Origin of the sequence: Methylacidimicrobium sp. B4 (assembly GCF_017310545.1) — a bacterium.
In the GTDB taxonomy this organism is placed as follows: Bacteria; Verrucomicrobiota; Verrucomicrobiia; order Methylacidiphilales; family Methylacidiphilaceae; genus Methylacidimicrobium.
On record NZ_CP066203.1, the window covers coordinates 1,887,305 to 1,899,138 of the forward strand.

The 11,834-nt window shown below is 66.0% G+C and carries 12 protein-coding genes; 2 read left to right on the top strand and 10 right to left on the bottom strand.

All coding sequences use genetic code 11. From position 1 onward, the window contains the following. The first annotated feature begins 309 nt into the window (after positions 1–309). Positions 310–909 carry an HNH endonuclease gene (locus MacB4_RS08940; protein ID WP_206863502.1) on the top strand — a complete coding sequence of 200 codons (600 nt, stop codon included), beginning with the start codon at positions 310–312 and terminating at the stop codon, positions 907–909. A gap of 24 nt (positions 910–933) precedes the next feature. On the opposite strand, the gene purH is transcribed toward MacB4_RS08940, so the two are convergent. Both purH and MacB4_RS08950 read right to left on the bottom strand, forming a co-directional pair. Beyond that, positions 934–2,466, bottom strand: a complete 1,533-nt coding sequence (purH, locus tag MacB4_RS08945) for a bifunctional phosphoribosylaminoimidazolecarboxamide formyltransferase/IMP cyclohydrolase (RefSeq protein ID WP_206863503.1) — start codon at positions 2,464–2,466, stop codon at positions 934–936. Further along, positions 2,463–3,176 (bottom strand): PHP domain-containing protein, encoded by a 714-nt coding sequence (locus MacB4_RS08950; protein ID WP_206863504.1) that lies wholly within the window; start codon positions 3,174–3,176, stop codon positions 2,463–2,465. Before MacB4_RS08950 ends, purH begins: the two co-directional genes overlap by 4 nt. 136 nt (positions 3,177–3,312) lie before the next feature. Here MacB4_RS08950 and MacB4_RS08955 point away from each other — a divergent pair, with 136 nt between their 5' ends. Next, positions 3,313–4,050 carry a class I SAM-dependent methyltransferase gene (locus tag MacB4_RS08955; protein ID WP_370569354.1) on the top strand — a complete coding sequence of 246 codons (738 nt, stop codon included), beginning with the start codon at positions 3,313–3,315 and terminating at the stop codon, positions 4,048–4,050. A gap of 15 nt (positions 4,051–4,065) precedes the next feature. On the opposite strand, the gene MacB4_RS08960 is transcribed toward MacB4_RS08955, so the two are convergent. The 8 genes from MacB4_RS08960 to MacB4_RS08995 all read right to left on the bottom strand — a co-directional run bounded on the left by MacB4_RS08960 (position 4,066) and on the right by MacB4_RS08995 (position 11,833). Beyond that, positions 4,066–5,472: an MFS transporter gene (locus MacB4_RS08960; RefSeq protein WP_206863505.1), complete on the bottom strand. Its 1,407-nt coding sequence runs from the start codon at positions 5,470–5,472 to the stop codon at positions 4,066–4,068. Between the two features lie 19 nt (positions 5,473–5,491). Beyond that, complete coding sequence (locus tag MacB4_RS08965; RefSeq protein ID WP_206863506.1) at positions 5,492–5,785, bottom strand: hypothetical protein; 294 nt, start codon at positions 5,783–5,785, stop codon at positions 5,492–5,494. A 30-nt stretch (positions 5,786–5,815) separates the two neighbouring features. Next, positions 5,816–6,490 (bottom strand): MotA/TolQ/ExbB proton channel family protein, encoded by a 675-nt coding sequence (locus MacB4_RS08970; protein WP_242529211.1) that lies wholly within the window; start codon positions 6,488–6,490, stop codon positions 5,816–5,818. Between the two features lie 46 nt (positions 6,491–6,536). Beyond that, positions 6,537–7,262 carry an energy transducer TonB gene (locus MacB4_RS08975; protein WP_206863507.1) on the bottom strand — a complete coding sequence of 242 codons (726 nt, stop codon included), beginning with the start codon at positions 7,260–7,262 and terminating at the stop codon, positions 6,537–6,539. Between the two features lie 42 nt (positions 7,263–7,304). Next, positions 7,305–7,775 carry a biopolymer transporter ExbD gene (locus MacB4_RS08980; RefSeq protein WP_206863508.1) on the bottom strand — a complete coding sequence of 157 codons (471 nt, stop codon included), beginning with the start codon at positions 7,773–7,775 and terminating at the stop codon, positions 7,305–7,307. 93 nt (positions 7,776–7,868) lie between these two features. Then, positions 7,869–9,239 (bottom strand): allantoinase AllB, encoded by a 1,371-nt coding sequence (gene allB / locus MacB4_RS08985; RefSeq protein ID WP_206863509.1) that lies wholly within the window; start codon positions 9,237–9,239, stop codon positions 7,869–7,871. A gap of 18 nt (positions 9,240–9,257) precedes the next feature. Further along, positions 9,258–10,496: a M20 family metallo-hydrolase gene (locus MacB4_RS08990; RefSeq protein ID WP_206863510.1), complete on the bottom strand. Its 1,239-nt coding sequence runs from the start codon at positions 10,494–10,496 to the stop codon at positions 9,258–9,260. Next, complete coding sequence (locus MacB4_RS08995; protein ID WP_206863511.1) at positions 10,493–11,833, bottom strand: urate hydroxylase PuuD; 1,341 nt, start codon at positions 11,831–11,833, stop codon at positions 10,493–10,495. Before MacB4_RS08995 ends, MacB4_RS08990 begins: the two co-directional genes overlap by 4 nt. Between the last annotated feature and the right edge of the window lies 1 nt (position 11,834).

Sequence of the window (11,834 nt, forward strand, 5' to 3'; positions counted from 1 at the left end):
TATGCCTGAATCAATATGCCTGAATCAATCCAGAAGAAGAACGACTCGATCCGGAGCGTCGAATCCCAAAAAAGGCAGAAGGGGAAGGAGCGACCCGTTCGCCCGAGCCGAGACCGAATGCCAAGCTTTTTTCGGCTCGGGCAGAAGACCCGAATCCGGCGGGGTCGGCGCTTCCCGCCGTCGCATCGGCAACGACATGATCCTCTTACTCTTTCAGACGCCCACCATCCAAGCAAGAGCGAAACGCACCGGCGACTGGCGACTTGACACAGGGTCCCCGAGTCGCTACCTAAAAGGAGCGGAAGGTCGATGTCGGCGCTAGAAAGTTCCGTCCTCGTTCTCAACCGCCTCTGGCAGGCGGTGAATCTCTGCTCTGCTCGGCGCGCTTTCGGGCTCCTCTATCAGGGACAGGCCCACGTGGTGCATGCCGAGGAGAGCGACTTCTATTCTCTCGATTTCGCCCGGTGGGCGGAGCACTCCCGCCACTACGAGGGGGCCGACATCGTGCATACGGTCTCCGCTCGGATCCGGATTCCCCGCGTCATCCTGCTGATTCTCTTCGAGCGGCTTCCCAGCAAGGAGGTCAAATTTACCCGTCACAACGTCTTCGAGCGGGACAACCACACCTGCCAGTATTGTGGCCATCGCTTCGATAACCGTTCCCTCAACCTCGATCATGTGATTCCGCGGGAGCGGGGAGGGAAGACGGTCTGGGAAAACATCGTCTGTTCCTGCATCGGGTGCAATAGCCGCAAAGGGAATCGGACGCCGCAGGAGGCGGGGATGAAGCTCCTGCGCAAGCCGCGCCGGCCGCGATGGCGGCCCCTCGTCGCCGCAGAATCCTCGGGCGTTCCCGAAGCTTGGCGGCGGTTCGTCGACGTCGATTCCTGGAAGGTCGAGCTGAGCTAGCCGCCTGCGGCGATCCATGGCGGCTCAATGGCGGAAGTGGCGCCGCCCGGTGAAGACGAGGGCGAGCCCGCGCTCATCGGCCGCGGCAATCACCTCCGGATCGCGAATGCTCCCTCCCGGCTGGATCACCGCGGTCGCTCCCGCCTCGGCCGCGTGGACGACCGAATCGGGGAAAGGAAAATAGGCATCCGAGGCGAGGGCGCTTCCCGCGAGCGAGAGCCCCGCGTTCTTGGCCTTGGCGATCGCCACGCGCACCGCATCGACTCGGGACATCTGCCCCGCACCAATCCCGAGGGTGCGATCCGCCGCACCAAAGACGATCGCGTTGGAGCGCACATGCTTGCAGACCCTCCAGGAGAACTCCATCGCTTCCCGTTCTTCCGGGGTCGGGGAGCGGCGGCTGACGACCTGACGGGCTTCGGAGGAGAGAGGAGCGGTGTCGCGTTCCTGGGCGAGGATCGAATCGGCCACGATCGACCGGAAGGAAAAGCGGCCGCTCGGAACCTGGGCAAAGTCGGCGCAGAGGAGCCGCAGGTTCTTCTTTTTCTGCAAGAGGACCAGCGCCTGGGGGTCGAATCCCGGTGCGATGACGACTTCCGTAAAGATCCCCGAGAGGGTTTCGGCGAAGGGGAGGTCGACGGGTCGATTCGCTGCGACCACTCCGCCGAAGGGAGCCTCGCGGTCGGTGGCCAGCGCCTTCTCCCAGGCTTCGTGCAGGGTTTCGGCCGAGCCGATCCCGCAGGGGGTGTTGTGCTTGAGGATGGCCACCGTGGGTCGCACGGGAAAATCCGCGAGCAGGCCGACCCCACTGTCGATGTCAAGCAGGTTGTTGTAGGAGAGCTCCTTCCCATGAAGCTGCTGGAAATGGCGCCAGAACTCCCCGTAGAGCGTTCCCCGCTGGTGGGGGTTTTCCCCATAGCGGAGCGCCTGGCCGTTGACCAGCGGCAGGCTCCAAGCGGCGGGAAGCTCGCCAAGGCCAAAGCCCTCCTGGAGGTAACCGGCGATCGCCGCGTCGTAGGCGGAGACCTGGGCAAAGGCTTTGACCGCCAACCGTTGCCGTAGGCCGAGGCTCGTCTCTCCCGACCGGGCGAGCTCCCGGATGACCTCCGGGTAATCGCGAGGATCGACCACTACCGTCACATCCCGGCAATTCTTGGCGGCACTCCGGGCGAGGGCGCAGCCCCCGATGTCGATCTGCTCGATCGCCTCCTCGATCGCCACCCCCGGTTTCCGGATGGTTTCGCCGAAGGGATAGAGGTTGACCGCGACGAAGCGGATCTCGGGGAGGCCGAAGGCCTGCCTCTGGCGCTCATGCTCTTCGTTTCCGCGGAGCCAGAGGATGCCTCCGTGAATCTTGGGATGGAGCGTCTTCACCCTGCCTCCCAGGAGCTCGGGGAAGCCCGTGACCCCCTCGAGATCCTCGACAGGGATGTGGGCATTGCGGAGGGCGACCGCCGTCCCCCCGGTCGAAAGGATGGTCATGCCGGCCTGGGTGAGCGCATGTGCCAGCGGGAGGATCCCGGTCTTGTCCGATACGGAGATTAACGCAGCACTCATTCGCCTCTGCCCGAGGTTGCAGAAACGCGATGATGGTGAAAGCGAAAGACATTGTGCCAGGTCTTTCGCAAGGCCTCTTGCGCCTTGATGTAGTGCTCTTCGAGCCTGGATGACTTTTGGCGAAGCGCGGCGAAGACCCCCGCCACCGAAAACTCCTCCGCCTCCAAGATCACGTAGGCGGTTCCGACCGCCTCGGCTTCATGGGCATCGCTGGCCGCGACCATCGGGAGCCCCCGCTCCTTGGCGTAGCGAAAGGCCTGGCGGTTGCTCCGGCGCAGTGTCGCTGCCGCATTGAAGACCTCGATCGCATCGAGGGAAAGGGTGTCGAGCGTCCGGCTCCGGATGCCGGCGCGAAAATAATCGAAGGGATGCGGGGCGATCGAAAATCCACCCTGGTTCCGGATCAGGGACGCGGCGTCCGAGGCGGCAATGCCGTGGAGGTCGGGCAGCCGGACGCCCAGAGCCAGGAGATGGCCTTCGCGAGTACTGATCTCCTGCCCCGGGATGACGAGGAAGCCGTCGACGGGCCGTCCGTCGGCGCGGAGCAGGCCCTGCGATTCGAGGTAGTCGATGCCCGCACAGCTGTTGTGGTCGGTCAACGCAATGGCGTTCAATCCCTTCTGGCGAGCCACGCGGATCAGCTCCTCCGGCGGGGAGACCCCGTCGGAAGAAAAATGGGAATGACAATGGAGATCCGCTCGAATCTGCATAGACGCCTCCACCATACCACACGGCCGAAAGGGAACTCCAATGTCTTTCGCGACGCGCCGCCCGCCCGCCCGTCTCTTCGCTTGCGCTCGGCGGGCCGGTGCGCGAGCATTCCCCTGCTGCGCGGAAACTTCGTCCATGGCCTCCTCCTTCTCCTCTCCTCGGCCGGACCCGCTTCCCGAAGAGGGCTGCACCCGGTTGGCGGGCTCCATGGGCGAGCTCTTCGATTCGGTGGCGCAGCGCTACGACTTTCTCAACCACCTGCTGAGCGGCGGGAGCGACTGGCGGTGGAGGGAGACGGTGGCTTCGGCAGTCGGTCGATGTGGGCCCAGGCGGCTTCTCGATCTGGCCACAGGCAGCGGAGACCTGCTGTGGCTCCTCGAGCGCCGCATCACGACCCTCGAGGAGGCCTGGGGCATCGACGTCTCCCCTTCGATGCTCGCCGTGGCTCGATCCAAGGGTCTCCACCGTCTGCTCCAGGCTGATGCCCTGGCCCTCCCCTTTCCTGACGGGAGCTTTGACGTCGTCACCGTCGCCTTCGGGCTGCGCAACTTTGCCGATCGCACCCGAGGCTTCGCCGAGATGCGGCGCGTCCTCCGCTCGGGAGGAAGCGCGTTCATTCTCGAGTTTTCCCAACCCTGGGCCTGGCTGGCCCCCGCCTACTTCTTCTATCTGAGGAAGGTCCTCCCGGAAATTGCCCGTCTCTTGGGCGCTCCCCGCGAAGCCTACCAGTATCTCGCCGCTTCGATCCTCGCCTTTCCTCGCCCGGAGGCGCTCGCCGGGGAGATGGAAAGGGCCGGATTCGCCCAGGTTCGCTTCCGGCGGCTTACCGGCGGCATCGTCGCCCTGCACGAGGGGGAGAAGCCGACCGCCTGATCCCAAGCCACTTCCTTATCGGGAAATCCTCTCCAGCTCCATGCCGGGGCGCACGCGGCGACAGCCGAGGAGGAGAAGTCCGGACAACAGGGCGGGGAGAGCTCCGCTCCAGAAGCCTGCCCAGATTCCGCTCATCCCGTGGCGGAGGGCGAGGCCGAAGAGAGAGGAGCTCACGATTGCACCCAGCGGGCCGATCGCGTTGATGAGCGCCGTGGCGCTCCCCCGGACCCGCGTCGGGAACGATTCGGCGATATAGGGGAAGGGCGCGGCGTAGGCGCCCGCTCGCCAGAATTCGGCGATCGCATAGAGCAGCGCGACGGCCCAAAACCGTCGAGCGAGGAAGAGGAGCGCCGCGTAGGCGAGCGCCGAGGCCGCCCAAGCCATTGCCACGGTCTCCCGGCGTCCCACGGCATGGCCCAAGAGGCCGTGAAAGAGGTAGCCAGCATAGGAAACGGCGCTGCCCAGGCCAAAGGCGTAGAGCGCCTCCTCGTAGGTCAATCCCTTGAATTGCGTGAGCAGGGTAGTCGCCAAAACCGTGAAGATCTGTCCGGCAAACCAGTTGAGGAAGAAGGCGGCCAGCAAAAAGAGAAAGTGGCCTTTCAGGTCGGGGCCCAGGAGCTGGGTAAGAAAGAGCTGCCGGGACTTTTCCGCATCGATGCCATTCTTTTGGGCATAGCGGGCGGCCGTTTCCGGGTTGCGCCGCCGATAGAGCTTGCGGAATCGCTGCAGCCTGCGGAAGTGGGGGCTCTCCGGCAGCCAGAGGCGAGCGAGCACGATGGCCAGAGCGGGAAAGCTGGCGATCAGGAAGACTCCGCGCCAGCCGACGAAGGGAAGGAGCAGTCCCGCCGCAGTCGTAGCCAGGAGCTGTCCCATCGGCCACCCTCCTTGCACCAGGCCGTAGAGGCGTCCGCGCCCTCCCGCAGGTTCAAGCTCGGCAAGATAGGCCGTCTGGATCGCCTGCTCCGCGTACCCGAGACCCGACAGGGACCGGGCGAAGATCAGCGAGAGGGGGCCGACTGCGAAGGCGGTCAATCCCGAGCTCAAGGCCGCTCCGCCGACCGTGAGGACGAGCGCATTGCGTCGGCCCAAGCCGTCTGCGACCGGGCCGACGAGAAGCGAGGAGAGGAAGCTTGCGACGGCGACCCAGAACGCAATGGAGACGCTCTGGGCGGGAGTCCAGCCGAGCTCCTTCGCGAGCACCGGAAGGAGAAGCCCGAAGAGCAGGAAGTCATAGACCGCGAATGTCCAGGCAAGGAAGGCGACGAGAGAGGGATAGAGAACCCGGAAGGGCTTGGAAACGGAAGAACCGGGCAGCGGTCGCTCTTCGCCTCTTCTCGACTTCTGGCTTTCGCCCCGGTTCACGGTTTCAGGAGGCGGGCAAGGCCGGACACCAAAATCGACGGCCCGGCGATCCTCTTCCATGGTGGCATCGCGCTCCCGGTCAAGAACCAAATGCCCTTTGAGCGCGCCCCGTGTCCTCTTCGACCGGCACGGGCTTTGGATCATCGGGTCGGGGTAGGGCGTCATCGGGGAACGTCTCCTCCGGAGCGGGAGGGCTTTCGCCCTTGGGCGACTCGGCATCCGGGTGCGCCTGGGGCTCTTCCTCGGCTCCATTGATCGCGCTCGCTCCCGGCAGGCGGAGAAGGAAAAGGGCCAAGCTCATGGCCCGTGCGGAAGCGGAGAGCCGTCGCTCCCGCAGGAGCCACCGGTTCGTTGGCCTTCCTCGTGCGTGCATGGGCCTCTACCCGAGCTCCCTCTCGGCTCCTCAGCCTGCCCCGGGAGTGGCTTCCGCATAGTGGGCGGTAGGCGGCGCAAAGCGGATCTCCCGGCTGCGGCTTTGGAGGAGGAGCTCCACGTTGGTCGCGGCGGTCTCGAGATCGAACTGGAGGTTTACCACCTTGCGGCCGAAATAGTTGAAGGGGATGAGCGCGAAGATGGCGAGCGCCAGGCCTGTCGCCGTGGCGATGAGAGCTTCGGCAATCCCGCCGCTGACCTTGACCGCTGCGAGCTCCTCGTTTCCGACGAAGTGGAAGGCATTCATGATCCCCGTTACGGTTCCCAAGAGCCCGAGAAGGGGGCCGAGCGTCACGATCGTATCGAGGATCGTGAGCCCGCGTCCGGCCTGCTTGAGCTCGAAGCCCGCAGCGACCTGGAGGGCGTTCTGCAGCGAGGTGTCATGATGGCTCAGCCCCCACCAGATCATCTTCATGACGGGATCCTTGGTGCCTCGCGCCAATCTGACCGCCTCCTCGATCTGGTCGTGCTTGAGCAGGCTATAGACTTCGGAGAGCCTGCTCCCCTGCCGGCGGAGCCGGACCATCGACCACCACAGGATCCGCTCGACGACCGTGACGATCGCGACGACTGCGGTGAGCAGCAAGGGCCACATGATCGGGCCCCCGCGGGAGAAGGTGTTGAGGACGAGGTTGGCAAGGATCATTTTCTCTCCTGGGTTGGGGTGGGCATCGGCTGGATGAGCGGGGCGGCTACTCGAGTCGGTAGACGATCGGGATCGTGTAGGTGCCGGAAAGATTGCCCGGCAAGCGCCAGCGCTGTCGGATCCACTGGCGGGCGTTGGAATCGAGGAGTCCAAAGCCCGAGGATTGGACGACCTCGACGCTCAGGAGCTTCCCTCGGGCGACGGTGAGCGAGAGCTGGACCGTCCCCTGGTAGCGACGCAGGGCGGCCTCGTAAGGATAGGGGGGCTTGGGCGTGTTCGCGTCGCCGACCCGAGGCGCCGCCGCGGCATAGCGCATGGCTGGATGCGGCGGAGCGGTCAGCGCCGTCTTCTTGACCGCATGGGCCGGCATGGGCGTGCGAGCTTCCAGTTGGGGCGCTGGCTTCTTCTCGGGAGGAGGAATGGGCTGAGGCGCAGGCTGCAGCTTGGGCTGCGGGAACTCCGGCTTCGGCTCCGGGGGCGGAGGAGGGGTAAACTCGACTTCGATCGGAGGGGAAGCCGCTTCCTCCTGCGGAGGGGGAGCGACCGGGGTCACCGCCCCACGGAGAAGCAGGTCTACGATCGACTGCTCCTTATTGGTGGCTCCCATCGCGAGCAGCAAGCCAGAGAGCAGGACGACGCAGAGAAGAGCCCAGCGCCCGTGGCGGAGTCCCTCGTCGAGCGGATAGGGGGCATGGCCGAGCGGGACGACTTCCGGGCGGCCGCCGTTCCGTGGAACGGCTTGCGGATGGTTTGGATCGGTTCGGGAAGTCATCGGGCCATGCTCGTTACCTGTTTTGCGGTATCTTCTCTCCCCTCATGGATGGAGCCCCGGCGTTGGCGCAGGAGAAGCGGAAAGCCCGGAAGCCCCCGAGGCGGGAGCTTCCTCCTTCACCTGGAAGCCGATCTTCTGAATCCCGGCCGCTCGCACCTTGTCGAGGACCTTCACCACGTCCCCGTGCAGCGTATTCATCTCGGCCTGGACGTAGATGCGGAGGTTGGGCTCCTTCTCCTTGCGGCGCTTGAGCTCATCGACGAGCGCAGCTCGATCGATCTCCTCCTTCTCGAGAAAGACCTGCCCGGTCTCCTTGATCGACAGGGTGAGGAAGTCGGACCTGTTTTCGGGGGTGGCGGTCTGCGCCGTCGGCAAGTTGAGCTTGAGGCCGCGCATCCGGATCATCTCGAGGTTGACCATCATCATGCAGGCCATGAGAAAGACCATGATGTCGATGAGCGGGATGATCTCGATCCGACCCTTCTTCTCCGGTACCGGGCTCAGAATTTTCATGGGACCCATGACGGAAAGCAGCTGGCATGCCAGCCGGGCTGGCTTCTCCCCTTCGCAGCCATTGCCGATCGGCTTCCCGGCGGAAAGGAAGAGTCACTTGCCGCGTGTGCAGGGGCCCGGGAGAAAGCGGCCGCGAGCGCGGAGCGGATGGCCGAAGCGCGAGAAGGCGACCTCTCCGCGCACGAGCGTAAGCAGGATCGACGTCCGACTGGGAAGCCCCACATAGGGGCTCAGCGGATGGCGATAGAGAAGATCCTTGGTGGCAATGGGCTTGGGCTCTCCGACCTCGACCAGCGCGAGATCCGCATCGTTGCCGACCGCAATTGCGCCTTTGCTCGCTATGCCAAAGCGCCGGGCGCTGCCCAGGGCGCAAAGCCGGGCGGCAAGCGGAAAGGCCTGGCTGCCGCTTTCGGCGGCAAGCCGATCGAGGAGGAGGGGAAGGAGATGCTGGCAACCGGAGATGCCTCCCCAGGCGGCAAAGAAGTCGCTCGTCGCTTTGGCGGCGGGCGGACAGGGAGAGTGATCCGAGGCGAGCAGATCGATCTGTTCCTGGAGGAGCGCCCGCCAGAGACCTTCGGACTGCCGCCGGCTGCGGAGTGGCGGCGCGCACTTGGCGAGGGCCCCAAGCCGCTCCAGCTCCTCCTCGCAGAGGACGAGGTAGTGGGGGCAGGTTTCCACGGTGACGTCGACCCCCTTGGCGCGCTCGGCTTGCGCAATCTCGACGACCTCCGGAGCGCTCACGTGAACCAGGTGGAGCCGGCAGCCGGTTTCGCCCGCGCAGTCGAGGGCTTGCCGGACCGCCTCGATCTCCGCGGCCAGCGGCCGGGAGGTCAGATAGTCCCGCCAGCTGCCGCGCCCGTGGGCCCGCAGGCGTTGGGTCAGCTCCGTCACGATCCGTTCCGACTCTGCGTGGACCGCGACCGGGAGGCCGAAATCCGCCGCTTGGCGCATCCCTTCGCGCAGGGCAGCGCGATCGACCCACCCAAACTCGGGGGTTCCGGTCGGAGCGAGAAAGGCCTTGAAGCCGATCGCACCCGCCCGAGCCAATCCTTCCCGCTCCTTTGGATTCCCGGGGACGATGCCTCCCCACAGGGCGAAGTCGGTGACGGCCGTTGCTTCGGCCGCCCGCTTCTTTTCCAGGAAGCTCTCCACATCGACTGTGGGCGGCAAGGAGTTGAGAGGCATGTCGAAAAAGAGGCTTCCTCCGCCGGCGGCGAGCGCGCGGGAGCCCGTGGCGATTCCCTCCCACTCCTCCCGGCCCGGCTCATCGAAATGGACATGCGGGTCAATCGTCCCGGGAAAGAGGTATCGTCCTTCTCCATTGACCTCCTCCCGGGTCCTTCCCTCCAATGCTCCCTCGATCGCCGCGATCCGCCCCTCCCGCACGGCGACATCCCGCAGGGAGAGGCTCTCGGAGCTCACCACGGCTGCCTGTCGAACGATCCAATCGAACTCTTCCGCCATGACTCGATCCGAAGATGCCTAGCGCAGGAAGCCCTCCACGAAGCCGACCAGCGCTTCGAGCGCGCGCGCGATGTCGGGTGGGGAGACCAGCTCCGCGGGATCATGACTGATTCCACCACGGCAGCGGACAAAGAGCATCACCATGGGGACGAGGCGACCGAAGACGCCCGCGTCGTGGCCGGCCCCGCTCCAGAGCCGAGGGGCTTCCCCTTGGATCGCGGTGATCACCGAGGAGAGCCGATCCTGCCAATCCGGGTCCGATCGGACCGGGGGCAGTCGCTGCGTCCTCCGCCACCCGACCTCGATCCCCCGGTCTCTGCCGATCTCCTCCGCCCTCTCCAGGAGCGCCTGGGAGAGCCGATCCAAGGCGGCCTCCTCGGGATGGCGCAGATCGACCGAGAGGTCGACGCGCTTCGGGATGACGTTGAGGGCCCCGGGGAGACAGCGGAGCTCGCCCACGGTGGCGACCGCCTCGGGCTCCCGCCGGGAGGCCTCTTCGACAAAGCCCACGAAAGACGCGGCGGCGCAGAGCGCATCGCGGCGCGCGCTCATCGGCACGCAGCCGGCGTGGCCACCCTCCCCCAGGAAGGAGAGGAGCAGCCGTTCCTGCGCGACGATGCCTAGGGCGACCCCGAGCGGCACTCCCAGGGCCTCCAGCCGCGGACCCTGCTCGATGTGGGCTTCGCAGTAGCCGAAGAGCTTCTCCCGGGGATCGGGTTCCATCCGAGGCCATCCCTGGATTGAAAAGGCGTCGCGGGCTTCGCGAAGGGAGATTCCGGAGGAGTCCTCGAGATTCCAATCCTTCTCTTCGAGAAGGCCCAGGAAGGCCCGGCTGCCGAGGCAGCCAGAGCGGAAGCGCGCTCCTTCCTCTTCCTGGAAGGCGAGGATGTCGAGAGCAAAGGGGAGGGAGCCTGCCCGGTCCTGGAGGATCTCCGCGGCGGAGATCCCCAAGAGAATCCCGAGCGCTCCGTCGAACCGTCCGCCGCCAGGAACCGTGTCGAGGTGGGAACCAATCAAGAGGACGGGCATTTGGGTTTTCCGCACGCCCCATCCACGCAGGTTGCCGAAGGCATCGATGGCGGGCCTGAGTCCCGCCTCCTCCATCCAGCGGGCGGTCTCTTCCATCGCCCGGCCAAGGGAGCGGGTGAAGGGAGGGCGATTCACGGTGCCCTCGCCCTCCGAGATTGCGCCGAGAAGATCGAGCCGCCGCCCGATCCTCTCCGCCTCCCGCAGCCAATCGACCCGCGTTGCGTTCAAGGATCTCTCTCCCTCCTCGCCTGGGCTCCCCTTTCCCGTCCCCGGATCCACTGGCTCAGGAGCAGGCGCTCCTCCTCGGTCATCCCGGTGAGATTGCCCGGAGGCATCGCTCGCAGCTCGACGGCTTGGGACCAGACGAGCGGGAGAGCTTCGCGCAGCCCCTCCAAGGTGTCGAGGACGACCCCGGAGGGAGGGCTCGCCAGGTGGGCGAGCGTCGGTTTCGCGGCGTGGCAGCCGGAGCAGCGCCGGAGGAGGATCGCCTCCACTTCCGCATCGGTCGCTTCGCGGGTGGGCGCTCGGGGAGGCGAGACGACTGGAGTGGGCCGGGCAAAGGTGATGGCGCCGCAAACGAGCGCGGCTCCCCCGAGAAGCCAGGGGACCCAGGGCTGCCGCCGCTGGCGGAGGTTGACCGCGTGGCGCACCGTCCCTCCCGCGAGGAGCAGGCAGAAGAGAACCAACCAGTTGTCCCTGCCCAGGAAGGCGAATGGGAAGTGGTTGCTGATCATCGTAAAGAGCACGGGGAAGGCGAGGTAGTTGTTGTGGAGTGAGCGGAGATGCGTGCGCTCGACCTGCGCGGGATCGAGGCGCTCTCCCCGCTGAGCGGCGTCGAGAAAGCGCCGCTGGGCGGGGATGATCACGAAGAGCACATTCCCCGCCATGATGGTTCCGAGCACCGCCCCGGTCTGCACAAAGGCACCCCGTCCGCTGTAGAGGTGCGTGAGCGTGAAGGCGAGAGCCGCGAGGAGCAGGCAGGAGAAGAGGGCGAAGAGCCGCGGGCGCTGGAGGAGGGGAGTGGCGGCGAGCCCGGCATAGGCGAGCCAGCCCGCCGCCAGGATCGCCAGGCTGCAGAGGACGGCCATTCCGGGAGAGAGGGGGGCGATCTGCGGATCGATCAAGGTCGCTTCCGGATGGGCGTAGAAGAGGAGGATGAGGAGCGCGAATCCGGTCATCCAGGTGAGGTAGGCATCCCAGCGGAACCAGTGGAGAAGGGCCGGGAGGGGAAGGGGTGCGGTGCGGTATTTCTCGAGCCGGTAGACGCCTCCCCCATGCACGGTCCAGAGACGGCCGGCGAGGGCGCTCTCCCCAGGAAAGCGTTCCAGGCTGTTCTCGACGAAGATGAAGTAGAAGGAAGCCCCGATCCAGGCGATTCCGTAGATCAGGTGGGCCCAGCGGAGCAGCAGGGGAAGCCAAAGGGAAAGCAGCGAGGTGCCGAAGCCCGGCAGGGAGCTGAGAGCGAAGAGGGCGGGCAGGAGGGCTCCGGCGATCCCGATCCCGAGGAGGAGAGAAGTCCCGAGGGAGGATCTCCTTCCGGATCGTAAAGGGGAGTGCGGTTCCATC